Raw genomic sequence first — 25,837 nt, 5'->3', positions numbered from 1 at the left:
AATTTGCAGTGTTTTTTTATCGTTTACAATTGTTATTCTAAAGATGTTTACTTTTGTAATAGTAAAAAACAGTATCATGGATTATCATTCGGTTTTCGAAAACCACAAAGAGCAAGATTTGTTAGGTCGTTATATTACCTTAAAGAATATTGAACCTCTTTTGGGTAAGCATTTGTTCAAAAACAAGATTGATGTTTTGGAAAAATCGGTTCTTGAAAAATCGATATATGGTTATCAAACCGGAACCGGAGAGTTTAAAATTTTGCTTTGGTCTCAAATGCATGGTAATGAAAGTACCACTACAAAAGCACTTTTCGATTTGTTTAATTATTTAGATTCGGATGTTGAAGAAGTGCAGAAATGGAAAGATAAATTTACATTTCTTTTTATTCCAATACTCAATCCTGATGGTGCTGAGTTGTATACCCGGGAAAATGCAAATAAAATTGATTTGAATCGTGATTTTATGAATCTTTCACAACCTGAAAGCCAATTGCTTTTCTCTCAATTTTCAAGTTTTAAGCCTGATTTTTGCTTTAATCTTCATGATCAGCGAACAATTTTTGCTGCCGGAAAAACAAATAATCCGGCAACTGTATCGTTTTTGGCTCCTTCTTTTAATAAAGAATGTGCAATTAATACAACCCGACAAAAAGCAATTAATCTTATTGTGGGAATTAATATGGAATTGCAAAAGCATATTCCAAATCAGGTTGGCCGATTTGATGATGTTTTTAATCGAAATTGTGTGGGAGATACTTTTCAACAATTAGGAGTTCCAACGGTGTTGTTAGAAGCAGGACATTTTCAAAATGATTATGAAAGAGAAAAAACCAGAAAATTTATTTTTATTAGTTTATTACGCGGTTTTTCTTTGCTTTACGAAAACGATATAGTTGACAACAAAATCGATGATTATTTGAAAATTCCGCAAAATAATATCTGTTTTTACGATATTGTTTATCGAAATGTCAAAATAAATTATGATAATTCAATTATTATAACGAATTTTGCAGCTCAATATAAAGAAGAAATTATTGAAAATCAATTATTTTTCAATGCATATATTTCATCTGTTGGAGATTTAAATGAAATTTACGGACATCTGGAATATGATGCACAAGGAGGTTTATTTCATGATGGAGTAGATTATTTTCCAAATATTGATCAAAAGGCAGATTTTATAATTGGAAAAAGCAAGATATTTGTTAATGGTTTGCTAATTAAATAATAAATTAGTTTATTAATTGAATAAATTGTATTTCATTTGCATCTTAATTTAATAATTAATTACTAATAGATAAAATGCCATGAGTAAGTTTCGTTTAGATGAAATAGATCACCAAATTCTTGATATGTTAATTGATAACACAAGAGTTCCATTTACGGATATTGCAAAAAAATTATTGATTTCTGCGGGAACTGTTCATGTTCGCGTTAAAAAAATGGAAGATGCAGGTATTATTATGGGATCTTCATTAACCTTGGATTATGAGAAATTAGGATATTCATTCATCGCTTATGTAGGTGTGTTTTTGAATAATACATCTCAAACAAAATTTGTTCTGGAGCGAATCAACGACATTCCATTTGTAACGGTTGCTCATGTTACGACCGGAAAGTTTAATATTTTTTGTAAAATTCGTGCGAAAGATACTAAACATGCCAAAGATGTTATTTTTATGGTAGACGATATTGAAGGCGTTTACAGAACAGAAACGATGATTTCCTTAGAAGAAAGCATTAACGATAAAAAACGTTTGATGCATACCATATTTCAAAACATGTAATTTTTGAATAGTATAAAAAACCCTCTCCTTTGAACGAGAGGTTTTTTTTTATGTAAATTATATTTCCGAAGTATTGGAAATAAATGATACGCTTTTTGTGCAAAAACAATTTGATTTAAATCAAACTTTTAATTTTGATGATTTATCAAAGTTCGGATTTAAAATTTTAGATGTAAAATCAATAGTAGAAAAAGGAGGAGGTTATTATAAAATTTTGGATGAAGTGAATTTATACTATAAAAATTGCGACAATTGCTGTATGCTTCTGCTTTCTAAACTAATTTTTAATAAAGAAAAAAATAAAGCTTACTTGAGAATGGGCTGCGGTTCTGGAGGTCGTTCAATAATTTTAGAGAAGAAATCAAATGAATGGAAAGTTATTAAAGAATTTGATTATTGGGTTAGTTAATTAATATATATAAAATGAAATCATCCTCCTTACAATCAACAGAATATGCAACTTTTTATAAACCTTACATTGAAGCTTTAGGAGAAGTTGAATTAATTAATGAATTGGAACTTTCATTCACTCCATTTATTGATTTTTTAAAAACCATTCCAACAGATAAGCAGGAATATCGTTATGTCGAAGGTAAATGGACAATCAAAGATATCGTGCAACATTTAATAGATGCAGAGCGAATATTTGCGTATCGAGCCTTGCGAATTGCCCGAAAAGACCAAACCCCTTTACCCGGGTTTGAAGAAAATGAGTATGTGGAAACTGCTTTTGCCAACAGTAGAACGATGGAAGATTTGATAGAAGAGTTTGCAACTGTTCGCCAAGCAACGCTTAGTCTATTTAAAACGTTTTCTGATGAACAACTTACCCAAATGGGAACAGCTTCCGAAAAACCGGTTTCAGTTCGTGCGATTGGATGTATTATTTTGGGTCATCAGAAACATCATGTGAACGTTATTTTAGAGAGATATTTGTACTGATTTTATTCTTTGTTAGTATTATTTAAAGTAGTATAACACGTGTGATTTTATTTAACTTGCACGTGTAAAATATTTTTTTAAATTTGTATATCTTTTTAATTGTTTACATCATGAACACAAAACTTACTTTAACGATTGAAGAGTCCGTAATTGCAAAAGCTAAAAAGTATGCAAAAGATAAAGACCGCAGTTTATCTGATATAATTGAAAATTATTTAAAAGTTTTAACAAATCAGCCCAATTCAAATCCCATTGAATTAACGCCGATGGTAAAATCATTAAAAGGTTCATTTAGTGCACCTAAAAATTTTGATTATAAAAAGGAATTAACAAAAGCTTTATCTGAAAAACATCTATAGGCAATGTCAAAAGTTTTACTGGATTCCGATGTTATTTTAGATTTCTTTTTTGATAGAGAACCGTTTTCGGAAAATGCTGCTCAGATTTTATCCTTGTGCGAATCAAAAGAAATTACAGGCTATATCACGCCTGTTATTCTCAGTAATGTTTATTATCTTTTGCGTCAATCGGCTACACACGAAAAGGTTATTGAAAAATTGAAAATGTTAGTTTCATTCACTGAAATACTGGTTATTAATAAAGAATCCATACTTCAGGCACTACATTCAGAATTCAAAGATTTTGAAGATGCATTGCAAAATTATGCAGCAGAAATAAATGACACAATCGATTGTATAGTTACAACAAACACAAAAGACTATAGAAAAAGTACGCTAGGTGTCTTAACTCCTGAAAACTATTTAAAAATGAGAGCGATTGCAAAAAAACATTTATAGATTGTATTCAAATTAAAATACAATAAAAAAGTAGCTCAATTGAGCTCCTTGTATTTTAGTCATCATCATCATCTTCGTCATCCTCATCAGAAGGTTCATGATCGTCATCATCGTCATCGTCATCGTCGTCAGAGCCACCGGAATCTTTTAATAAATCTACTTCCGCATCATCGTCAGATGGAGCATCGTCATCTTCTTCATCAACATCCACTTCATCGATATCATCATCTAAATCAAGACCTTTAACTGGTGCAATAGTTTCAACTTCTACATCTAAATCTTCATCTTCTTCAAAGTTTTCAATTCGTGTAGCTAGTTTTTTACTCACTTTAACTAGGTAAATAGTGTCTTCCGTGCGAACTTCAACGGCTTCAATTAATTCGTTTTGGGCATTTCTAAATCGAATAATATCAGAATCTTCATAGCCATCTTGAAATTTTTCCACAAGCATAGATAAGATATCGTTTGTCAGTTTGGCATAATCAACAATAATTCTTCTCATAAAAAAATCAATTATAAATCAAGTAAGTAAGCAAATATTAATGGAGCCACAATGGTAGCATCAGATTCTATAATAAATTTGGGTGTATGAATGTCTAATTTGCCCCAAGTTATTTTTTCGTTTGGAACAGCACCTGAATAGGATCCATAACTTGTGGTTGAATCGGAAATTTGGCAGAAATAACTCCAAAATGGAATATCATGCATTTCCATATCCTGATACAACATAGGAACTACACAGATTGGAAAATCTCCTGCAATTCCACCTCCTATTTGAAAGAAACCAACTCCTTTACCACCGGAATTTTTTGGATACCAATCAGCTAACCACATCATGTATTCAATACCGCTTTTCATGGTAGTAGGTTTGAACTCACCTTTGATGCAGTATGAGGCGAAAATGTTCCCCATCGTGCTGTCTTCCCATCCGGGAACTACAATTGGTAAATTTTTCTCAGCCGCAGCAACCATCCATGAATCTTTCGGATCAATTTCGTAGTATTGTTTTAATACGCCTGAATTAATCATTTGGTACATAAATTCATGTGGAAAATAACGTTCACTTTTTGAGTCGGCATTATTCCAAATATCAAATAGATGCGATTGTAATCTTCTGAAAGCTTCTTCTTCCGGAATACAGGTATCGGTAACTCTGTTATAATGATTCTCTAATAAATCCCATTCTTCCAGTGGACTCAAATCCCGATAGTTTGGCACTCTCTTGTATGAATTATGAGCAACAAGGTTCATGATATCTTCTTCTAAATTTGCCCCGGTACAAGAAATAATGTGCACTTTATCTTGGCGAATCATTTCCGCTAATGATTTTCCTAACTCGGCGGTACTCATTGCGCCGGCAAGTGTAATCATCATTTTTCCATTTTCAAGTAGATGTTGCTCGTATCCTTTGGCAGCATCAACCAATGCAGCGGCATTGAAATGAAGATAATTTTTCTCAATAAATTGACTGATAGGTCCTTTGCTCATTTATGATTTATATTATATTAACTGTTCTAAGTTGGCTCAAAGAAAAACTTTTTTTATGAAAAGACAAATACTTTTATAAAACAAAAAATATTATTTTTTTTCATAGCCTAAAATGGATAAAACTTGTTCTGCACTTTGTTGTTCTGAAAATACTTCCGTAGCCAAAATACCATTTTCATCTCTGTCAATCAAAATATGTTTGGGTTGCGGAATCAAACAGTGGTGTAATCCTCCAAAACCGCCAATAGTTTCCTGATAGGCACCTGTATTGAAAAATCCGATATATAATGGTTTTTCTTTGTTATATTTTGGTAAATAAACCGCATTCATGTTTTGTTCGGAATTGTAATAATCATCGCTGTCACAAGTTAACCCACCTAATAAAACTCTTTCGTAAGTGTCGTTCCATCGGTTGATAGCCAACATTACAAAACGTTTGTTGATTGCCCAAGTATCAGGTAAAGTGGTGATGAAAGAGGAATCAATCATGTTCCATTTTTCACGATCATTTTGTTGTTTTTGGTACAAAACCTGGTAAATTGCTCCACCACTTTCACCCACCGTAAACGAACCGAATTCGGTAAAAATATTAGGCACATCAACTTCCGCTTCTTCACATGAAATTTTAATTTGATTGATAATTTCATCAATCATATATTGGTAATCATATTCAAAAGCTAATGAATTTTTAATTGGAAATCCACCACCAATATTTAAACTGTCTAGTGTTGGACATTCTTTTTTTAAGGCTACATAAACTTTTAAACATTTCAACAACTCGTTCCAGTAATAAGCCGTATCACGAATACCAGTATTGATAAAAAAGTGGAGCATTTTAAGTTCTACCTTTTTATTTTCTTCAATTTGTTTTCTGTAGAAAGGAAGAATGTTTTTATAACCAATTCCTAAACGAGAAGTATAAAACTCAAATTTTGGTTCTTCTTCCGCAGCAATTCTGATTCCAATTTTGAATTTTCCATCAATTTTTTCCTGTAATAAATCTAATTCTTCATAATTATCAATGATTGGAATAGTTTTGTTGTGACCACCATTAATTAATTTAGCAATATTTTCGATGTATTGTTCTCTTTTAAAACCATTACAAATCACATAGGTGTTTTTGTTGATTTTGCCTTCTGCCATTAAATTTTCAACAATATTAATATCAAAGGCCGAGGAGGTTTCAATATGAATATTATTTTTAAAAGCTTCATTCATGATGAAACTAAAGTGAGAACTTTTTGTACAATAGCAATAATAATACTTGGCTTCATATTTATTTTTCTCCATGGCTTTTCTAAACCAACCTTTTGCTCGATTTATATTGCTAGAAATTTGAGGCAAATAAGTAAACTTTAAAGGAGTACCATATTGTTCAACAATTTTCATCAAATCGATATGATGAAATTGAAGGTTGTCTTTATTTAATGTAAATTCTTCTTGCGGAAAGTAGAACGTTTGATTGATTAGGTCGAAATATTTTGTATTCATTTAGGTTTCAATAATTTAGATTAAAAGAAAAGTAAAAAACTAAGAATCTAATTTTCAAACCCGAATATTTGCAAAAATAATTTGCAGTTTTTCATGAAAAAGGGAATTACAATCTGATGTGTCTAAACTTAGAGTGTTTTTTCTATTCAAAGATTTTTTTAAAAATCGTTGGAAAGCCCTATTAATACAGTAAGTATCTAGAAGAAACACATTTTTATTTTGACTATTTTTCATTAAGGCAAATGTAAAAAATATTATTAGCGAAATACAAACCTTTACTTAAAAAAAATAGTTAACATTTATAATCTTCAAAAGCATTAATAATCCACTCATTTTCAGTATATTGATTAATTTTTATTTTCCCAATTCCGTCTAATAAGGCAAATTGAATTTTTCCATATTCATTTTTTTTGTCATGTATCAATAAATCCATGATGGGTTGTAAGTCATTTTCTTCAAAATCGATAGGTTCAAAAATAGCTTGAATACCCGATTTAATTTGACTGTATTCTTCTTTTGAAATTAACTCTTTTTGCATTGATAAATAACTTTCTAAAATCATTCCCGCAGCAATTGCTTCACCGTGTAGAAGAGTCTTTTTTGTTGAACTTTCCAAAAAATAACTTTCAATGGCATGACCCAAAGTATGCCCGAAATTCAAGGCTTTTCGTATTCCGTTTTCCGTTGGATCTTGACTTACTATAGCGTTTTTGATTACAACAGAATGATAAATTAAGTTATCTAAATCTTCGGTGGTGAAATCGTTTAAATTTAAAAATTTCTCCCAATAGCATTTGTCAAAAATAAGCCCGTGTTTTAACATTTCTGCCAAACCGGAACGCATTTCGTTTTGAGGTAATGTCTCTAAATAAGTTGAATCTATCAAAACAGCTTTAGGCGAATTTATAACGCCAATTTGATTTTTTAGATTAGCTAAATCTACCCCATTTTTTCCTCCGATAGAGGCATCAACCATTGCCAATAAAGTGGTTGGTATATTAATGAAATCGATTCCTCTTTTAAATGTAGAAGCAATAAAACCGCCAATATCTGAAATTACTCCACCACCTAAATTTAAAAGCAGTGATTTTCTATCGCCACCTAATTCGGTCAAAGAATGCCATAATTGAACGCATGTATCGATGGTTTTATGACTTTCTCCCGATTCAATTTCGATCACTTCAATTTCTAAATATGTTGCTATATGAGCCAAAAAATGGGGTAAACAATTTACATAAGTATTCGAATCAACCAATACAAAAAGTTTAGAATAGTTTTTTTCTTCTAAATAAGCATTTAGAAAAACATACCCATTTTGATTGAAATTGATTGAATAACCAGTGGCTTGTATTTTTTGCATAGTAATAAAAGTAGTTAGTAAACGTATTTGTTCGATATTATCGAATTATAATTATTTGTACAAATTAAATCAAAAAAAACATAAAATTCTCAAACACTCCTTATCTTTGCTGAATTATTTTCAATAAATGATGGACAAAATCTTCGACAATACCCAAGTTGCTTTTTCTCTTAAAAGTGATTCAGAATTAGATAGAGCTTATTTTTTATTCAAACTCATTGACAACGAGCCGTTAGTGCGTATCGGAACAGCAGTGACAAATTTTGCGTTAAAGGCACATTTACCGGTGGAAGGCTTAATCAGAGCTTCTGTTTTTGATCATTTTTGTGGTGGTGTCAGTGAAGACGACTGTATGCCGGTCATGAAAAAAATGTTCACTAAAGGGGTTTGTTCAGTATTAGATTATTCTGTGGAAGGTAAAGAAGATGAGCATCAATTTGATGCAGCTATGAAAAAAACACTGAAAATCATAGAATTTGCAAAATTTAATGATGCAATTCCGTTTGCGGTTTTCAAACCAACCGGGTTTGGTCGACTTGACCTTTATACTAAACTAGGAAATAAAGACCCACTCAATTTTGAAGAGCATCAAGAATGGGATAGAGTAGTTGCTCGTTATGAAGCCGTTTGTAAATTGGCCTTTGAAAAAGACGTTGCTTTATTAATTGATGCAGAAGAAAGTTGGATGCAAGATGCAGCTGATGAATTGGTTACTAAAATGATGCAAAAATATAATAAAGAAAAGGCAATCATTTTTAATACTATTCAATTGTATAGATGGGATAGACTGGACTTTCTTAAGAAATTACATGAACAAGCAAAACTACAAGGTTTTTATATCGGAATGAAATTGGTTCGTGGGGCTTATATGGAAAAAGAGAATCAGCGGGCGGAGGAAAAAGGATATAAAACTCCAATTTGTGCTAGTAAAGAAGAATCAGATAAAATGTATGATGACACGGTGGCTTACATGCTAGACAATATCAATCAAATGGCTGTTTTTGCAGGTACACACAATGAGTTGAGTTCCTATAAATTGATGCAACTGATGGCAGAAAAAGGGCTGTCAAACAATGATTACAGAATTTGGTTTGGTCAATTGTATGGAATGAGTGACAACATAAGTTATAATTTAGCGGCAAATGGTTACAATGTTGCAAAATATTTACCATTTGGACCGGTTCGCGATGTGATGCCCTACTTAATTAGAAGAGCAGAAGAAAATACTTCCGTTGCCGGACAAACTAGTCGCGAATTGATGTTAATAAAAAAAGAACGAGAACGTCGAAAATTGCAGGACGATTAAAATATAAAAAGACACAAACCTAGTGATTTGTGTCTTTTTTTATGAATTAATTTAACCTTAAAATTTATTCTCCAATTCGGCTGCTTTCAACATAAAGTAATGCAAATCGGTATTTTTGATGAAAGGTTTTAATTCTTCACTACCCGGTCCGAACATTGCTAATTCGGTGTAATCAGCGGAGTGATCCATACTTATCCAACCCACAGAGGTTCTTGCTTTTTGCATTTCGGCAAAAGTCTTAAATGGCAAATTTTTATAATTATACAAACCCTCGTCGTCTTTTTTCAAACCTTCATAGTAACCTAAGATTGTTTTTGCTTCTTCATCTGTTAGTGCAAAGCCATTGGCAAATTCAATCCGCTCTTTAATTTGTGAAACAGTAGATTCGGGGGTGAATCCGTTTAAAATCCACTCGTTGGTATGTTTGTAGGTTTGCACCGAATCAAAATGATCGTTGACATTTTTGCCGTAAATCAATCCCGGATTCGCGTTTCCGTGATCGGTGGTGATAATCACAAGCGTTTCTTTGTCTTTTTCGGCAAAATCCATTGCCACTTTTATTGCTTCGTCAAAAGCTACTTGGTCGTACAACAGTCCTGCGATATCATTGGCGTGAGCAGCCCAATCCACTTTTCCTGCTTCAACTTGAAGTACAAATCCTTTCGGATGACTTTTCATTCGGTCGATTGCTTTCTGAGTCATCTCTGCCAAGGTAGGAATCGTGTTTCCAAGGTCTTTTATATTTTCGCGGTCGACGGAGTAGGGTAAACCATCTTCGAAAAACACCCCTAAAAGTGGTTTCTCGTTGGAAGAAGCAAGCATTTCTGTACGCGTTTTTGCTACTTGATATCCTTTGGAAGCAAAAGCAGCGAACATGTCTTTTTTATCTTTTCGTTTATCTTTGTCAAAGTATTGAGACCCACCACCCATCATCACATCAAAGTCTACTAATAAATAGGTTTCTGCAATTTCATCCTGACTATTTCTGCTTTTGCTGTTGGCACAAAAACCTGCTGGAGTGGCATGCGTAATTGGCACTGTGGTTACACAACCCGCCATCTTACCTGCTTTTTTAAATTTTTGCCAAACAGGAAGGTATTCTTCTCCATTCACGCCGATATTTAAGGCACCATTTTTTACTCGAAAACCACCACCCCAAGAAGAACTTGCGGCCGCTGAATCGGTAACAAGCGACGAGGCAGAAGCCATGTCCATTAACGCACGAGTGACTTTATTTTCACGGTATAAATTCAACCAATTCGAACCTGTTCCTGTTTTTCTGCTTAAATAAATATCAGCCATGTTCAGCGTTCCCGAACTCATTCCGTCACTTACTAAAAAGATGATATTTTTTGCTTTTTTGTTTTTATAAACAGGTTGGATGGTTTCAATTGCAGCCGTTGTATCAAAAGGATTAATGACCAAACTTCCGATGGTAAAAAGCGAACCGTTTTTAAAGAACTTTCTTCTGTTCATGATGGATGTATTTGCAACAAATATAGAAAATGTAGTGAGAAGACAAGTTAAATTAAGTTTACTATTCTGCGGATGGACTTATTCCAACGAAAAAATCCCGATTGCATCATGAAATCGGGATCTTCGTTGTAATCTGTTAATCGGGTATTTGTTTTTGTGTTAGTTAAGTACAGTTTCAAAGCTAACTAATTTCTGACCTTTTAAAATGTCTTCCATTGTTTCGCGTTCTCTGATTAAGTGGCCTTTTCCTTCGTACCAAAGTACTTCGGCAGGTTTGAATCGGGAGTTATAGTTAGAAGCCATTGAAAAACAATACGCTCCTGCATTTTTAAAACATAAAATATCACCTTCGGTTATTTCATTGATTCTACGGTTATTGGCAAACGTATCCGTTTCGCAGATGTAACCTACGATGGAGTAGAATCGCTCTTTACCTTTGGTGTTCGAAATATTTTCAATTTGGTGATACGAACCATACAGCATCGGACGAATCAAATGGTTGAATCCGCTGTCAATTCCCGCAAAAACGGTTGACGTAGTTTGTTTCACCACGTTTACTTTTGCTAAAAAATAGCCGGCTTCGCTCACTAGGAATTTACCCGGTTCAAAAGCTAATGTTAACGGTCTGCCGAACTCTTCTTCAAATTTATTGAATCGTTTAGATAGTTTTTTGCCCAATTCCTCCACATTTGTTTCGATATCATCTTTTTTGTAAGGGACTTTGAAACCGCTTCCAAAATCAATGAAGTCCAATGTTTTGAAATGTTTGGCTGTATCAAATAAGATTTCAGCGGCATATAAAAACACTTCAATATCTAAGATATCCGAACCTGTATGCATGTGAATGCCGTTGATATGCATGTTGGTGTTTTCAATAATACGAAGTAAGTGTGGCAATTGGTGAATGGAAATCCCAAATTTACTATCAATATGACCCACGGAAATATTAGAATTTCCTCCCGCCATTACATGCGGATTGATTCGGATACAAACCGGAATGGTTGGATGTTTCGTACCGAATTGTTCTAGTATAGACAAGTTATCAATATTGATTTGTACACCTAATTGTGCCACCATTTCAATTTCTTCCAAAGACACGCCATTTGGTGTGAAAATAATTCGGTTCGGTTCAAAACCGGCAGCCATGCCTAATTGCACTTCTTGGTAAGAAACAGTATCCAAACCAGCTCCCATGGAATGAAACAATCTTAAAATGGATATATTGGATAAAGCTTTTACAGCATAATTAATTCGAAGTCGTTCTACCTTTGCAAAGGAGTTCGTCAATCGGTTGTATTGCGATTGTATTTTTTCTGCATCGTATACATATAATGGTCTACCAAATTGTTCGGCTAAACCAAGTAAGTCTTTCGTGTTCATGGTTTTTATTTTTATGCAAATGTACGGGTACGTTAGTAGTAAAAAAAATGCGACTGATCATATTCACAAAAAATAACAATATGTGTTATTTGTAACACATAAAGCAGTATTGGTTATAATATCGAACTTTTGAAACGTACGAAAACGTAGGTAGTTCAAACTACAATCAAAATAAATAGTAAAAAAAGATTCGGCAGTTAGAATTTAGTTGTTATTTTTGTGGCACTTTTTAAACAGACAAACGCAACTTTATTATGAATATACACGAATACCAAGGGAAAGAAATTTTGGCCAGTTACGGCGTAAGAATTCAAAGAGGAATTGTGGCTAATAGTCCCGTTGAAGCGGTTGCTGCAGCGAAACAATTAACAGCTGAAACCGGAACAGGCTGGCATGTGATTAAAGCACAGGTGCATGCAGGTGGACGTGGAAAAGGCGGCGGAGTGAAGTTGGCTAAGAATTTACAACAAGTAGAAGAGTTAGCTGAACAAATTATCGGGATGCAATTGATTACACCTCAAACACCACCGGAAGGTAAAAAAGTACACAAAGTTTTAATCGCGGAAGATGTATATTATCCGGGTGAAAGTGAAACTTCAGAGTTTTATATGTCCGTTTTATTAAATCGTGCCAAAGGTCGCAACATGATTATGTATTCTACCGAAGGTGGAATGGATATTGAAGAAGTGGCTGAACACACGCCTCATTTAATTTTTACAGAAGAAGTAGATCCAACCATTGGCTTGCAGGCATTTCAAGCGAGACGTATCGCCTTTAATTTAGGACTTTCAGGCAATGCATTTAAAGAAATGGTTCAATTTGTACAGTCATTATACAATGCTTATGTAGGTTCTGATGCTTCGATGTTTGAAATCAATCCGGTTTTAAAAACGTCTGATAATAAAATCATGGCAGTTGATGCTAAAGTAAATATTGATGATAACGCATTATACCGTCAGCAAAAAATTGCTGATATGCGTGACATTCGTGAAGAGAATCCTATTGAAGTGGAGGCCAAAGAAGTAGGTTTAAACTATGTAGATTTAGATGGAACGGTAGGTTGTATGGTAAATGGAGCCGGATTGGCAATGGCTACCATGGACTTAATTAAGTACGCAGGTTACGAGCCGGCTAACTTTTTAGACGTAGGAGGAACGGCAGATGCGAAACGTGTGGAAACTGCTTTTAGAATTATTTTAAAAGATCCGAATGTAAAAGCAATTTTGATTAACATTTTTGGTGGAATTGTACGTTGTGACCGTGTGGCTCAAGGAGTAGTAGACGCTTACAAAAACATGGGCGATGCTATTAAAGTGCCAATTATTGTACGTTTACAAGGAACGAATGCTGAAATAGCCAAAGAATTGATTGACAATTCCGGTATGCCAATTTTATCAGCGGTACAGTTTCAAGAAGCGGCAGATCAAGTGAAAGCGGCGTTGAGCAAGTAATTTTGCAATTGATTTGATCAAAAAGTAGTATAAAAAAGCCCCCAGTTAGTTGAACTTTCTGGGGGCTTTTCTGTAGACGTTTGAAATGGTTTTTATAGCTCTTGCATTTGGTCTGATTCGAAAATTCTGAAACCTTTTGCATCATCTTGAGCCAGTTTAAATAGAGCCTTAGCTACTTTTTTACTTTCGATTGGTTTGTATTTTTTTAAATTACCTACTAATAAAAAGGAAAATGTGGTCATAAAGAAAGCTCCTATTTTTTCGGTCAATCTAAACTCGGTTCTTTTTCCAAGTAATAACGAAGGTCTTACGATTGTGACCGTTTGGAGATCAGCTATTTTTAAAAAAGCTTCAATTGTACCTTTTGTTTTTAAATAAAAATTCGTTGATTTTTCATCGGCTCCAATCGAAGAGATAAGCAGCAAATGGCTTACCTTATTTTTGGCTGCTAGTTGTGCAAATTGTTTGGGATAGGTGTAATCTACTTTTTTAAAAGCTTCTTGGCTGCCGGCTTTATTGATGGTTGTTCCAATGCAACAAAAAAAATCATCTCCTTGAACATAGTGCTCATAGCTTTCTGCATGGTCAAAGTCAATAATATGTTGTACAAGTTTTGGATGCTCAATTTTTGCATCCCTCTTTACAAAAACGATAACTTTGTTATAAGTAGGGCTATCTAAAAGTAAATGTAAAAGTTGCGAACCAACCAAGCCTGTGCTGCCTATCAAAAGGGCCGTTTTCATTGGTTAAGACTTTTTATTCTTCCCATTGTTGTATTTCACTTTTTCCACAATCTCAATTTTCTTCTCCGGCTTTTTCTCACGGGATTTCGGATTGGAAGCAGGTTTTTTCCTGAAAGCTGGTTTCTGACCCGCAGTAGATTTTACAAACGGTTTTCTGTCTTCCGGTTTCTTAGCTCTTGCTTCGGTGCGTTCGCCACTATTCACGATGTTCTTTTCTGTTGAATCTGCTTTGTGACTTTTTATCACTTCCCTTGGGTTCTTCGGGTTTTCTTTGGTTCCACGTAAGTGAATCACCAACCCATTTAAAAAGTTTCGCAACACCTGATCACCACATTCCATAAAATTCGGATGGTCTTCGTTTCGGAAAAATGCTCCTAATTCAGCTTTAGAAATGCGGAAATCAACCAATTGCATGATTTCTACGATTTGGTCGTCACGAAGTTGCAAAGCGACGCGGAGTTTTTTGAAGATATCGTTGTTGTTCATTTTTTTGAGGTGCTAAGGTTTTGAGGTACTGAGGTACTGAGGTACTAAGGTACTAAGGTACTAAGGTACTAAGGATTTGAAATTTCTTGTAAAGATACGAAGTAAAAACTATTTGAAACATATATTGATTTAAAACCCGCAACCCGTAACCCGAAACCCGCAACTCGAAATTTTTTTATTTCAATAGCCAAATAACAGCATTTCCAAATTGTCCACTCCACATTTTTTCATTGTGTTTGCCGTCTTTCACGATGACTTCTTTGGTTAGGTGTTTGCAATCGCAACGGTTGTCAGACATGATTTTGGTCATTCGTTGCATGTCGGCCACCATGTCCTCGCTTTCACTGTCGCCACACAAGAAATAGAGTTTGGCTTTTGATTTTTCGGCTTTTTTGGCGTATTCATAAATGTCAGCAGTAAACCAAAAAGAAGGGGAGAGGATGCCCGCATTTCCAAAAACTTCGGGATATTTTAAAACAGCGTAAAACGAAACTAATCCACCTAACGAACTGCCAAAAATTGTAGTATGTTTAGCTTTAGCTTTGGTTCTGTAGTTTGCATCCACATGCGGTTTTAAAGTTGACACAATAAAATCCAAATACGCATCGGCATTACCGCCGCCGTATTTTTCATTTTTGAAAGGCGTCAATTCTTCCATTCGTTTGTCATTTCCGTGTTCGATTCCGATTACTATGACTTGTGCTTTCAGACTATCCAAGGTTTCATCTACTTTCCATTCACCGGCATAGGATGTTTTGGCATCAAACAAATTTTGTGCATCGTGCATGTAAATAACCGGATATTTTTTTGTGGATGTTTCATAATCCAAAGGTAGATAAACCCAAATTTTCTTGGTGGTTTTCAATTGCGGGGCTTCTAGTTCAAAGGTAGTGTACCGTTCTTGAGCGACTGTTTGCTGACAGCCTACTAAAAATGCAATGAAAATAAGCTGAATAGAGAAAAACACCTTCATAATTTGAAAAATTGAATGGAAAAACTAAATTAGCCAAAAATAACCAATAATGATTACTTACAAAGAAAAACTCAGTTTGCTGGGAGATATGATTGAACTTTCGAAAGTAGATGGTCAGTTACACGATCGTGAATATGCATTCATCAAAATGGTATCAGAAGAACTAAACGTACGAACGGAAGATTTTGAGGAATTATTTACACTTCCCAATGAATTATTGGTTTTTAAATCGGAGTTCAAACGCATTGAGCATTTTTATCGTTTGGCGTTGTTATCGCATTGCGATCATCACCATCACGAACGGGAGCACGAATTTATGTACCAATTGGGACTAAAATTAGGACTTAATTCTTTTGCCATAAAACGGGTTTTAGGAGAAATGGATAAATCACTAAATCGTACGATTGATCCGGATTTGTTGCTTGGAATTTTTAAAGAGCAACATAATTAGACGATTTTTTTAACTGTAAAAAAGTCAGTTAACAAATTAACAGTCAGTAGTTTTAACTGTAAAAATGACTGTTTTTGTAAAGGAGAAATGTCATCATGACGGAATATTCACTTTGGTATATATTTTGTCAAATTATAATTGTATTAAAAAAGTTTTAATTTTAAAATTATACAATTATGACACTTGTAAAAACAAACAATCGTTTTGCGTTCCCATCATTAATTGATGAATTTTTAAAACCTGATTGGATGGGTGGAATGGAACGCTTTAATGTGAATGTTCCTGCGGTGAACATCAAAGAAACAGATACTACGTTTGTAGTTGAATTAGCTGCTCCCGGAAAGAAAAAAGAAGACTTCAACATTGAGTTAGACGACAATGTGTTGACTATTTCATCTGAAGCAAGCACTGAAAACGAAGAAAAAGACAAAGATGGCAAATACACTCGTAAAGAATTCAGCTATTCTTCTTTTAAACGTGCGTTTACATTACCTGAAATTGTTAATGAATTCGACATCAATGCTTCTTATGAAAACGGTGTTTTGCATATCACTTTACCTAAACGTGAAGAAGCTTTACCCAAACCCAAACGAATGATTGAAATTGGATAAATTAGGTTTAATTAGTACTGAAAATGCACTCAATTGAGTGCATTTTTTTATTGTTGATAGCCTAGTTTATCATCTAAAGGCAGCTGACTTTTCATGAAAGTGCCGCTCCCTCGGGCGACTTCCCGATTTTTATGGTCGTATAAAACAGCATCAGCAATATATAGGTTTTTAGATTTAAATGTTACTTTTCCAATTGCCTTGACACTTCCGGTCTTAACAGGACGAAGGATTTGAATGTTAAAAGTTGTGGTATAAATAAATGCATCTGTAATAATTGATTGCAAGGCAAAATAGGCAGCATCATCCAATAGTTTAAAATAAACCGAACCATGTAACGACTGACCTGCATGAAAGTATTTGGGCTCTATTTGTTGTGTAATTATCGCTTGCTCAAAAGTCACTTCAATTTGAGCTGAATCATAAAGTTCTTGATTGATCGAACCTGATACATACATGTTTTTCAGTTTGGTGTAATGTTCTTGAGTTTGCATCTTTTAAGTTATAAATTCAAAGAAATTATCTCTATTAATTACATGGAAGGTAAAATTTTCATAAATATTGCTAAAGCTTTTTGTCAGTTTTACTTTTTTATTTGCGTTCCATTTAATTTCGAAAGTTGCTAAAGTATTGTTCTTTTCAATAATTAAATCAATCTCTTTTTGATCGGTATTCCTCCAAAAATAAAAATTTGCATAAATTTGTTTGTATTCATTTTGTTTTCGCATTTCATTTATAACAAAATTTTCAAACAAATTGCCCGCGTCATTGCGTATTTCAATAGGTCTAAAATCATTTATCAAAGCATTTCTTATTCCTAAATCGTTAAAATATATTTTTTTAGATTTCTTTAATTCATTTCTTTGATTAGTGTGAAATGCATTTAATCTATAAATTACAAATGCTTGTTCAAGCATGCTTATATAACTCTCAACCGTTTGATTATCAATTTTTAAAGTTTTAGAAAGTTCATTATAATTTACTTCGCTTCCAATTTGCCAAGCTAATAGTTTTAGTAATTCTAGTATTTTTTCCGGTTTTTTTATTCCTTTAAAAAGAAAAATGTCTTTATATAAATAACTATCAGAAAGAAATTTAAGTAATCGTTCCTCTTGTCCACTATTTATAACAATTTCGGGATAATAGCCATATAAAATTCGCTGTGGAATTTGTCTTATTTCTGATAATAAATCTGTATGATTAACCATTTCTTGAAATGAAATTGGAAAAAGGTTAAATTCATATTTGCGACCGGTTAGCGGCTCGTTTAAAGTATTTTTTAGTTCAAAAGCACTAGAACCACTAGCAATTACTTGAATATCTTTGTGATAGTCAGCATAAAGTTTAAGGATGCTTCCAATATTTTCAATTTTCTGTGCTTCATCAATTACAACAAATTTTTTGTTTGCTGCAATTTGTGCTAATCTGTCACTAGTCGTGTTTTGCAATAATAAGTGAACATCTGCATTTTCACCATCAAGCCACAATACTTCATTGCTTTGTTCTGCTGTAAGCATTTTAATTAAGGTACTTTTTCCTACTTGTCTTGCTCCTAAAATAACAATGACTTTACCTTTGAAGCAATCTTTTTGTAAATCCCTTATTATTTGTCTTTTGATTTTACTCATAAAGCCTATATTTTAGAGTGTAATCGCAAAAATAGTACTTTTTTTTAGATTCTATTCTAAAAAATAGGGTTAAATTTTTTCTTGTAGGCTTTTTATTTCATCTCGAAACTTCGCAGCTTCAATAAAATTCAATTCTTTGGCTGCTTTTTCCATCATCTTTCGCAAGTCGCGGATTTTCTTTTCAATTTCTGGCTTGGATAGGTACAAGCTTTCGGGTTCAGCAGCTTTAAGGATTTTATCTTCATAGTATTGCGTAGAAACGGAATTGTTGCTCAACGCATTACCTAAACTTTTATTTAAAGCTTTTGGAGACAATCCGTGAAGCGTGTTGTAAGCAATTTGTTTCTCACGACGGTACGTAGTTTCATCCATTGTATTTTGCATGCTATTCGTGATTTTATCGGCATACAATATTGCTTTTCCGTTCACGTTTCTTGCGGCACGTCCCACTGTTTGCGTGAGGGAACGGTGACTTCTCAGAAAACCTTCTTTGTCGGCATCTAAAATGGCTACCAACGAAACTTCCGGTAAGTCCAATCCTTCACGTAATAAATTCACGCCAATCAAAACATCAAACAATCCTTTGCGTAAATCTTGCATTATTTCCACACGCTCCAAGGTATCCACATCCGAATGAATATACCGGCAACGAATAGAAACTTTGGTTAAGTATTTGGTTAGTTCTTCCGCCATACGTTTGGTTAAGGTGGTGACTAAAACACGTTCGTCTGCTTCGCAACGCAACTGAATTTCTTCGATTAAATCATCAATTTGATTTAAACTGGGGCGGACTTCAATAATCGGATCTAGTAATCCTGTCGGGCGAATCACCTGCTCTACATAGATTCCCTCACTTTTTTGCAATTCATAATCCGCCGGTGTTGCTGAAACATAAATCACTTGGTTTTGCAAGGCTTCAAATTCTTCAAATTTCAACGGACGGTTGTCCATTGCCGCAGGTAATCGGAAACCGTATTCGACTAAATTTTCTTTTCTGCTTCGGTCGCCGCCATACATAGCATGTACTTGTGAAATCGTAACGTGACTTTCATCCACAACCATTAAAAAGTCATCCGGAAAGTAATCCAATAGACAAAACGGACGTGTTCCCGGTTGTCTTCCATCTAAATAGCGGGAATAATTTTCAATTCCGGAACAATAGCCCAATTCCCGTATCATTTCTAAATCGAAATTGGTTCGTTCTTCCAGGCGTTTAGCTTCCAGATGTTTGCCTATTTCTTTGAAATAATCCACTTGTTTGACTAAATCTTGTTGGATTTCCCAAATGGCACCTTGCAGCACATCCGGAGAAGTCACAAACATATTGGCTGGATAGATGTTTAGCTTTGTATATTTTTCGAGGACTTTGGTGGTTTTGACATCAAAAGCTTCGATTTCTTCAATTTCGTCCCCAAAAAAATGTATGCGAAAAGGTTCATCAGCATAACTGGGAAATATCTCCACAATATCACCTTTGATGCGAAATGTTCCGGGAGTAAACTCTGCTTCAGTCCGCGAATAAAGACTTTGCACCAATCGATGTAATAATTTAGTACGAGAGATTATCTGATCTTTTTCAATGGAAATCACATTCTTTTGAAATTCCACCGGATTTCCGATACCGTACAAGCAGGAAACGGATGCAACAACCAATACGTCTCGACGTCCGGATAGTAGGGCAGAAGTGGTGCTTAAACGCAGTTTTTCCAATTCATCATTAATAGATAAATCTTTTTCAATAAACGTTCCTGTAACGGGAATGTACGCTTCCGGTTGGTAGTAATCGTAGTAGGAAACAAAGTATTGTACCGAATTCACGGGAAAAAACTGCTTAAATTCCGAATATAATTGTGCTGCTAATGTTTTGTTATGAGCTAAGACCAAGGTGGGTTTCTCCACTTTTTCAATAACGTTTGCAACTGTAAATGTCTTACCGGAACCCGTGACCCCCAATAATGTTTGGTACTTTTCGCCATTCAAAATGCCTTGAGCTAATTTTTCAATGGCTTGCGGTTGGTCGCCGGTGGGCTGGTATTCAGAGATAACTTGGAATTTCATTTTTTAAAGGTACTACGGTACGAAGGTTCTGAGGGGCTGAGTTAAAACTTTAATTTGTTTGGATTTTGTCTTGTATCCCAAACTGATAGAATAATAATTTTATCCTCTTTTAGTTCATAAAAAAGAATGTAGTTTTCAACGATAAAACCTCGAACACTTATTATATCAGTTTTCTTTCCTAAAAAAGGTTGTAGAATCAATAAATTTAATTCTGTTTGTATTTTTCTGTGAAGTTTTAAAGAATACGTTTTGCTATTATTTCTTAGGTTGAAAAAATCAAAAATTAATTTTAATTCTAATTTTGCCGTTGATGTCCAAACAATTACTCTTTTAACCATTTCTCCATTTCTTCATTTACAGCATCATTGGTAGAAAAATTCCCTTCAGCATATTCTTTTCGCGATTGATTGATGATTTCCTTTTGTTCTTCATTTAAAACAATAATGTTTTCTGTTTTAGATTCAATCAAAGTATTTAAGGCAGATAAAAACTTTTTATCGTTTATAAAATCGATTCTCAATTTCAAAATATTTTTCAATTCGGCTGTATTCATAATTCTTCTCTTTTTACAAAGTTACAAAAAAAACATACCGTTTTATTCGGTTGGAAATATCCAGCCTTCCCGCTGCTTTTCGCTTAAAAAAGTCCAAGCTACCAAACGACTGATTTTTTGACCTTGGCTCATTTCAATAGTTTTGACTACAGCAGCATCTACTTTGCTAAGTGTTTTGTAAATACTTTTTAAATGGTCTTTTTTGGAAACCAAAGTGGTGAACCAATAACATTGAAAAGGATATTTCACACTTTCGTAAATCATCTGGGTGATAAAAGCGAGTTCGCCTCCTTCGCACCATAATTCATTATTTTGTCCGCCAAAATTCACAACAGGATTGGTTGTTTTTTGCTGGGTTAAATTGGACACTTTTCGACTGGAACTTTTGGCAGCTTCTTCTTTGGAAGCATGAAAAGGCGGGTTGCAAATGGTGAATGCAAATTTGTCTTCCGGAAGGATGATATCTTTAAAAATAAAACGCGGATTCAATTGTTGCTGTAGGCTGATAACCTCGTTTAAATGGGGATTTTTTTCAATGATATCCACACAGTTTTCAATAGCGGACGAATTGATATCGGTGGCTACAAAACTCCAAGCATATAGAGCATTTCCTAAAATTGGGTAAATACAATTGGCACCAACGCCAATATCTAATCCCATAATTTGATTACCTATTGGAATTACTCCATTGTTGAATTCCGCTAACAAATCGGCAATGTAATGAATGGTGTCAGCTCTACCGGGAATGGGAGGACAGAGGTAATCGGCAGGCAAATCCCAATCAATGATTCCGTAATGTGTTTTTAAAAGTGCTTTGTTTAATGATTTTACTGCTTCAGGATTACTGAAATCAATAGTTTCAATTTCGTGTTCATTAATGAATATTAACGGTTTTAATTCCGGTGACTTTAGGTACAATGTTTCAAAATCATAGCGAGAACAATGATTATTACGTGGATGTAAAGTTGATTTTTCTATGTTGGGTTGATTTTTCAAAATTTTGATGAAATATAAACTAAAACTACAACTTTTTAATTAAATATAAGAATTTAATCCCAACACTCCATCAATAATAAATCACCTTTGCTGTGTTCAATTGTGATAAGCCCATCTTCTGTCACATGGTTACTACTTCCTGTTCGATAGCCAATAGTGAGTGAATCGTTTTGTAAAGGATAAAATAAGTTTACAGAGTGGATGCCATGAACAGCACCAATTGGAATTAAGGAAATAACGGTGTTTTTAGTATACCATTTTTGAAACTTTTGAGGTAATAAATGAATTTTTGAATGGTCGTCAAACAAAACAATTTTCAATTGATTTCTGAATTTAGCAATTGAAGTGATGTTTGTGATGGTATGATCAGCTCTTTTGCCGGTTGCCCAAACAACATTTACTGCCGGAAAATTGCGTTCAATTAAAAAATCAAACGCTTTTTCCAGATCGGTTTTATCTTGGTTTGGGGTATGAATTATTTCTAACGGATATTGAATTTCTTTGTAATAATTTGCATCAAAACCGCTGTCAAAATCACCTAATAAAACATCTACTTTGATTTCTAATTCAAGTACACGTTCGATAGCTGAATCTAAAACAACGACAAAGGGCGACCATTCCAAAAGTTGACCTAACAGTTCTTGACTACAAGCAGCCCCATTGGCAATAATTAAAGCAGGTTCTTGATCGTCTCTAACGATATGGTGTGATGACATTTATTTTTTTAATTATTCTATAACATAAGCTATTTTAGCTCTTTCACTCAAACGAAAATAACCTAATGCAAAGTTATTAAAATTGGTTTGATTGACAACATTGCCACGAATAGTAGAGGTTGGTGTACTAAATGGTCCACCACTTCCGCCTCCTGCTTGTGATAATAAAATATTCAGATAATTATAATGATTTTGAGTTATGCCATTTAAAGTAAATATTAACTCATCTCCCGATTTCAAATTTTCACTAAAATAAAGTCCGAACAATTCATTATTTTGAAAAAACCGATCTTCTAGAACACCAAATTCGGGAATTGCTTTATAGGGGTCATCAATTTGTTGAAAATAATAATTAGCTTCATTCGGAATGTCGTCATAAAAGAATCTTACTTCAATTTCATCACCTAAAATTCCACCTTCATTATTTTGCTCAATGCGTGTAATTTCCGGAGTTGTTAATAGTTTTTCTGTGGCAGTAAAGGTTTCACCGTTATACACAATAGTTAGGGTGTAGCTTTCGTTGATTACAGGTTCAAAATTGTTACAAACATATATACCGGGTTCGGTAATTTCTACAAAATTAAAAACGGTACCAGAACTATTGGTAATAAATACCGAAGCTCCGGAAACGTTTGGAATGGAACTTGAAAAATAATCAGTAGTTGTGGTTAATTTGATAAATTGTTCATTGCCAGTTGTGTTTTTATCCCAATTTATTGATGCCTCAACAACTAATTTTGGAGGAGCCGTATCTAAATCGACATCAATAACTTTTTCACATCCTATAAAAGTTATAACCAAAAATAATAGCGATATATAGTTAAATAATTTCATGGTTTAGAATTTAAAATTATAAGTAACACTCGGAATGAATCCAAAAATAGACAGGCGAATAGCTTCATTACTAGCTGTTTCTTTGTTTTGTTGAAAGGTTATAGATGCGGCATTCATTCGATTGTAAACATTATAAATACCAAAAACCCATTCACCTTGCCATTTTCTACCGGTATTTGAAGTTGGAGTCAGCGTTGCCGAAACATCTAAACGATGATAAGTGGGAAGGTTGTTTTCGTTTCGAAGACTATAACTGGGAACCGTAATTCCATTATATTCATATTGTCCATTTGGAAAAGTAACCGGTTGCCCGGTTTGCAGAGAAAAATTAGCACCAAATCGCCATTTTTCATCCAATTTATAATTTCCAACCACAGAAATATCATTTAATTTGTCATAACCTGTCCGGTACCATTGACCATTATTAATACCTGTTTCTTCCGGAGTTCTACCTTCAATTTGTTGCTCTGATCTCGACAATGTATAAGCTATCCATCCTGTAAATTGGCCATGATTTTTTCGAAAAAGTACTTCTAAACCATAAGCCCGAGCTTTTCCGCTTAAAACAACCCGTTCAATAGCTTCATTAGCAATTAAATTGGCACCATCAATGTAATCCACTCGGTCTTGTATGTTTTTATAATAGGTTTCAATTTCTAACGAATAATCATCATTTTTAAAATTTTGGAAATAACCTAAGGCAAATTGATCCAATAATTGTGGCTTCAAAAAGTTGTCACTTGGAACCCATACATCAAGTGGAGTAGGCGATTGCGTGTTAGAAATCAAATGCAAATATTGAGTCATTCTATTGTAACTGGCTTTTATAGATTGGTCATCATTAAAAGCATAAGAAATACCTAAACGGGGTTCCCAATTGTCAAAATTAGCAATCGTTTCATTTTTTTTATAAGAAATAGTCCCGGTTGGTGTTGCTGACTCATAGATTTGAAAAATAGGATTAAAAATTACAGCTTGATTATTTTCATATGTATTCAACGTTTGTTCACCAAGTCGATAGAACATACTGTAACGCAAACCGTAACTTACCGTAATTTTTTTTGATAATTCATGCTCAGCATCTACATAAAATGCCGATTCAAAAGCATATTTTTTAGCTAGTTGTTCCGGATTAATACTGGAGTTATCGTTTGAAGGTTCAATTCTTCCCGGATTAAAATCATAGTAGATTGAATTGTTTCCGTAGGTCAATTTTATTTTATTACTTAAATAATGTTTAAAATCATATTTAAAATTGTAGTTTTTGATTCCACTATCCCAATTAAAACCAATAATATCCAATTTAAGACCATAATAATAATCAGAATAAATGAAAGACATATTTGAGAATAATTTTTCATCAAATAAGTGATTCCATCTTAAGTTTAAAACAGAATTTCCGTATGTATTGACAAAACTTTTGTTTAAGTTAAAAACGTCCCTTCCAAAATAACCGGAAATAAAGACATTATTGTTCTCATTTAATTTGTAACTTAATTTAGTATTTAAATCATAAAAATAAGCAGAATTGTCATTGTTGAAAAGCGGTAAAAACAAATGAGCATACGAACCTCTTCCCGCAACTAAAAAAGAAGCTTTGTCTTTTACAATTGGTCCTTCAGCCAATAATCGACTTGAAATTAATCCAATTCCGCCCGTCATGTGAAAATCTTTACTGTTTCCTTCTTTTTGATAAATATCTAAAACTGATGATAAACGTCCGCCGAAACGGGCAGGAATTCCACCTTTATACAATTTTAAATCTTTGATAGCATCCGGATTGAAAACAGAAAAGAGCCCAAACAAGTGGGAAGAATTATAAATGGTAGCTTCATCTAATAATATCAAATTTTGGTCAGCACTTCCACCACGAACATTAAATCCGGATTGACCTTCGCCGGCATTCGTTACTCCAGGAAGTGTGAGCAATGATTTAATAATATCGACTTCTCCCAACAAAACCGGCATTTGTTTAATTTCTTGGATGGTTAGTTTGTTAACACTCATTTCAGGTTTTCTGATTTCAGCTTTAACTTTTCGGTCAGAAACAATTACCTCTTTCAATAATTCCTGCGATTCTTTCAAGGATATATTCTTTCGAATATTTTTTTCTAAAACAATTGTAGAAGTGATAGTTTCAAATCCAATATAACTTATTTCTAAAGTATAAGTTCCTTTGGGTAGGGAAATAGAATAAAATCCATATTCATTTGTTGTTGTTCCTGTTTTTAATTCAGTAATAATAATAGTAACACCAATTAAGGTTTCATTATTTTTTTGGTCGGTTATGGTTCCGCTTAAAGTGAATTT

The 25,837-nt window shown here is 33.8% G+C and carries 28 protein-coding genes; 10 read left to right on the top strand and 18 right to left on the bottom strand.

Features of this window, described 5'->3' with window-relative positions; genetic code table 11:
- Positions 1-76 precede the first annotated feature (76 nt).
- From ACIQ2Z_RS06870 to ACIQ2Z_RS06845, 6 genes are all read left to right on the top strand, one after another.
- The gene (locus ACIQ2Z_RS06870) at positions 77-1,231 is read left to right on the top strand and encodes a M14 metallopeptidase family protein (RefSeq protein WP_396183407.1); all 1,155 of its coding nucleotides are present in this window, start codon (positions 77-79) and stop codon (positions 1,229-1,231) included.
- Positions 1,232-1,310: 79 nt separating this feature from the next.
- On the top strand, positions 1,311-1,790 hold the full coding sequence (locus ACIQ2Z_RS06865; RefSeq protein ID WP_396183406.1) for an Lrp/AsnC family transcriptional regulator: 480 nt from the start codon (positions 1,311-1,313) through the stop codon (positions 1,788-1,790).
- A 73-nt stretch (positions 1,791-1,863) separates the two neighbouring features.
- Positions 1,864-2,199 carry a hypothetical protein gene (locus ACIQ2Z_RS06860; protein WP_396183405.1) on the top strand — a complete coding sequence of 112 codons (336 nt, stop codon included), beginning with the start codon at positions 1,864-1,866 and terminating at the stop codon, positions 2,197-2,199.
- Between the two features lie 14 nt (positions 2,200-2,213).
- Positions 2,214-2,732: a DinB family protein gene (locus ACIQ2Z_RS06855; protein WP_396183404.1), complete on the top strand. Its 519-nt coding sequence runs from the start codon at positions 2,214-2,216 to the stop codon at positions 2,730-2,732.
- 110 nt (positions 2,733-2,842) lie between these two features.
- Positions 2,843-3,091 carry a DUF6364 family protein gene (locus tag ACIQ2Z_RS06850; protein WP_396183403.1) on the top strand — a complete coding sequence of 83 codons (249 nt, stop codon included), beginning with the start codon at positions 2,843-2,845 and terminating at the stop codon, positions 3,089-3,091.
- Positions 3,092-3,094: 3 nt separating this feature from the next.
- Complete coding sequence (locus ACIQ2Z_RS06845) at positions 3,095-3,529, top strand: type II toxin-antitoxin system VapC family toxin (protein WP_396183402.1); 435 nt, start codon at positions 3,095-3,097, stop codon at positions 3,527-3,529.
- Positions 3,530-3,584: 55 nt separating this feature from the next.
- Here ACIQ2Z_RS06845 and ACIQ2Z_RS06840 read toward each other — a convergent pair whose 3' ends face one another.
- The 4 genes from ACIQ2Z_RS06840 to aroB all read right to left on the bottom strand — a co-directional run bounded on the left by ACIQ2Z_RS06840 (position 3,585) and on the right by aroB (position 7,868).
- Positions 3,585-4,031 (bottom strand): DNA primase, encoded by a 447-nt coding sequence (locus ACIQ2Z_RS06840; protein ID WP_396183401.1) that lies wholly within the window; start codon positions 4,029-4,031, stop codon positions 3,585-3,587.
- An 11-nt stretch (positions 4,032-4,042) separates the two neighbouring features.
- On the bottom strand, positions 4,043-5,017 hold the full coding sequence (locus tag ACIQ2Z_RS06835) for a deoxyhypusine synthase family protein (protein WP_396183400.1): 975 nt from the start codon (positions 5,015-5,017) through the stop codon (positions 4,043-4,045).
- A gap of 90 nt (positions 5,018-5,107) precedes the next feature.
- Positions 5,108-6,508, bottom strand: coding sequence for an arginine decarboxylase (locus ACIQ2Z_RS06830; RefSeq protein ID WP_396183399.1), 1,401 nt, complete (start codon positions 6,506-6,508; stop codon positions 5,108-5,110).
- 292 nt (positions 6,509-6,800) lie between these two features.
- Positions 6,801-7,868: a 3-dehydroquinate synthase gene (gene aroB / locus ACIQ2Z_RS06825; RefSeq protein ID WP_396183398.1), complete on the bottom strand. Its 1,068-nt coding sequence runs from the start codon at positions 7,866-7,868 to the stop codon at positions 6,801-6,803.
- A 130-nt stretch (positions 7,869-7,998) separates the two neighbouring features.
- Between aroB and ACIQ2Z_RS06820 the strand changes: the two genes are divergently transcribed.
- Complete coding sequence (locus tag ACIQ2Z_RS06820) at positions 7,999-9,174, top strand: proline dehydrogenase family protein (protein WP_396183397.1); 1,176 nt, start codon at positions 7,999-8,001, stop codon at positions 9,172-9,174.
- Positions 9,175-9,231: 57 nt separating this feature from the next.
- Here the strand turns inward: ACIQ2Z_RS06820 and ACIQ2Z_RS06815 are convergent, their stop codons facing one another.
- Positions 9,232-10,650 (bottom strand): alkaline phosphatase, encoded by a 1,419-nt coding sequence (locus tag ACIQ2Z_RS06815; protein ID WP_396183396.1) that lies wholly within the window; start codon positions 10,648-10,650, stop codon positions 9,232-9,234.
- 159 nt (positions 10,651-10,809) lie between these two features.
- Complete coding sequence (lysA, locus tag ACIQ2Z_RS06810) at positions 10,810-12,030, bottom strand: diaminopimelate decarboxylase (RefSeq protein ID WP_396183395.1); 1,221 nt, start codon at positions 12,028-12,030, stop codon at positions 10,810-10,812.
- 254 nt (positions 12,031-12,284) lie between these two features.
- Here lysA and sucC point away from each other — a divergent pair, with 254 nt between their 5' ends.
- A complete protein-coding gene (gene sucC, locus ACIQ2Z_RS06805) occupies positions 12,285-13,481 on the top strand; it encodes an ADP-forming succinate--CoA ligase subunit beta (protein ID WP_396183394.1) in 1,197 nt (398 codons plus the stop codon).
- A gap of 92 nt (positions 13,482-13,573) precedes the next feature.
- Here sucC and ACIQ2Z_RS06800 read toward each other — a convergent pair whose 3' ends face one another.
- The 3 genes from ACIQ2Z_RS06800 to ACIQ2Z_RS06790 all read right to left on the bottom strand — a co-directional run bounded on the left by ACIQ2Z_RS06800 (position 13,574) and on the right by ACIQ2Z_RS06790 (position 15,683).
- Positions 13,574-14,224 carry an NAD(P)H-binding protein gene (locus ACIQ2Z_RS06800; RefSeq protein ID WP_396183393.1) on the bottom strand — a complete coding sequence of 217 codons (651 nt, stop codon included), beginning with the start codon at positions 14,222-14,224 and terminating at the stop codon, positions 13,574-13,576.
- Positions 14,225-14,227: 3 nt separating this feature from the next.
- Complete coding sequence (locus ACIQ2Z_RS06795) at positions 14,228-14,710, bottom strand: DUF1456 family protein (RefSeq protein WP_396183392.1); 483 nt, start codon at positions 14,708-14,710, stop codon at positions 14,228-14,230.
- A gap of 175 nt (positions 14,711-14,885) precedes the next feature.
- Positions 14,886-15,683 (bottom strand): alpha/beta hydrolase, encoded by a 798-nt coding sequence (locus ACIQ2Z_RS06790; protein ID WP_396183391.1) that lies wholly within the window; start codon positions 15,681-15,683, stop codon positions 14,886-14,888.
- Positions 15,684-15,732: 49 nt separating this feature from the next.
- Here ACIQ2Z_RS06790 and ACIQ2Z_RS06785 point away from each other — a divergent pair, with 49 nt between their 5' ends.
- Positions 15,733-16,134, top strand: coding sequence for a TerB family tellurite resistance protein (locus ACIQ2Z_RS06785; protein WP_396183390.1), 402 nt, complete (start codon positions 15,733-15,735; stop codon positions 16,132-16,134).
- 176 nt (positions 16,135-16,310) lie between these two features.
- Complete coding sequence (locus tag ACIQ2Z_RS06780; protein ID WP_396183389.1) at positions 16,311-16,745, top strand: Hsp20/alpha crystallin family protein; 435 nt, start codon at positions 16,311-16,313, stop codon at positions 16,743-16,745.
- 47 nt (positions 16,746-16,792) lie between these two features.
- Here the strand turns inward: ACIQ2Z_RS06780 and ACIQ2Z_RS06775 are convergent, their stop codons facing one another.
- From ACIQ2Z_RS06775 to ACIQ2Z_RS06735, 9 genes are all read right to left on the bottom strand, one after another.
- Positions 16,793-17,236 carry a PaaI family thioesterase gene (locus ACIQ2Z_RS06775; protein ID WP_396183388.1) on the bottom strand — a complete coding sequence of 148 codons (444 nt, stop codon included), beginning with the start codon at positions 17,234-17,236 and terminating at the stop codon, positions 16,793-16,795.
- A gap of 3 nt (positions 17,237-17,239) precedes the next feature.
- On the bottom strand, positions 17,240-18,370 hold the full coding sequence (locus tag ACIQ2Z_RS06770) for an ATP-binding protein (protein ID WP_396183387.1): 1,131 nt from the start codon (positions 18,368-18,370) through the stop codon (positions 17,240-17,242).
- Between the two features lie 69 nt (positions 18,371-18,439).
- Positions 18,440-20,428: an excinuclease ABC subunit UvrB gene (gene uvrB, locus ACIQ2Z_RS06765; protein ID WP_396183386.1), complete on the bottom strand. Its 1,989-nt coding sequence runs from the start codon at positions 20,426-20,428 to the stop codon at positions 18,440-18,442.
- A 41-nt stretch (positions 20,429-20,469) separates the two neighbouring features.
- On the bottom strand, positions 20,470-20,766 hold the full coding sequence (locus tag ACIQ2Z_RS06760; RefSeq protein ID WP_396183385.1) for a type II toxin-antitoxin system RelE/ParE family toxin: 297 nt from the start codon (positions 20,764-20,766) through the stop codon (positions 20,470-20,472).
- Positions 20,751-20,981 carry a hypothetical protein gene (locus ACIQ2Z_RS06755; RefSeq protein WP_396183384.1) on the bottom strand — a complete coding sequence of 77 codons (231 nt, stop codon included), beginning with the start codon at positions 20,979-20,981 and terminating at the stop codon, positions 20,751-20,753. The genes ACIQ2Z_RS06760 and ACIQ2Z_RS06755 overlap by 16 nt, the downstream gene beginning before the upstream one ends.
- A gap of 42 nt (positions 20,982-21,023) precedes the next feature.
- The gene (rlmF, locus tag ACIQ2Z_RS06750) at positions 21,024-21,977 is read right to left on the bottom strand and encodes a 23S rRNA (adenine(1618)-N(6))-methyltransferase RlmF (protein ID WP_396183383.1); all 954 of its coding nucleotides are present in this window, start codon (positions 21,975-21,977) and stop codon (positions 21,024-21,026) included.
- Between the two features lie 53 nt (positions 21,978-22,030).
- Positions 22,031-22,693 carry a thiamine diphosphokinase gene (locus tag ACIQ2Z_RS06745; protein WP_396183382.1) on the bottom strand — a complete coding sequence of 221 codons (663 nt, stop codon included), beginning with the start codon at positions 22,691-22,693 and terminating at the stop codon, positions 22,031-22,033.
- 12 nt (positions 22,694-22,705) lie between these two features.
- Positions 22,706-23,527: a DUF4249 domain-containing protein gene (locus ACIQ2Z_RS06740; RefSeq protein WP_396183381.1), complete on the bottom strand. Its 822-nt coding sequence runs from the start codon at positions 23,525-23,527 to the stop codon at positions 22,706-22,708.
- A gap of 3 nt (positions 23,528-23,530) precedes the next feature.
- Positions 23,531-25,837 (bottom strand): carboxypeptidase-like regulatory domain-containing protein (locus ACIQ2Z_RS06735; RefSeq protein ID WP_396183380.1); only part of this gene is annotated, 2,307 nt, incomplete at its 5' end.

The organism is Flavobacterium sp. (genome assembly GCF_044361015.1).
GTDB lineage: Bacteria > Bacteroidota > Bacteroidia > Flavobacteriales > Flavobacteriaceae > Flavobacterium.
The sequence above is the reverse complement of the archived record's forward strand: the minus strand, read 5'-3'. Positions and strand labels throughout refer to the sequence as shown.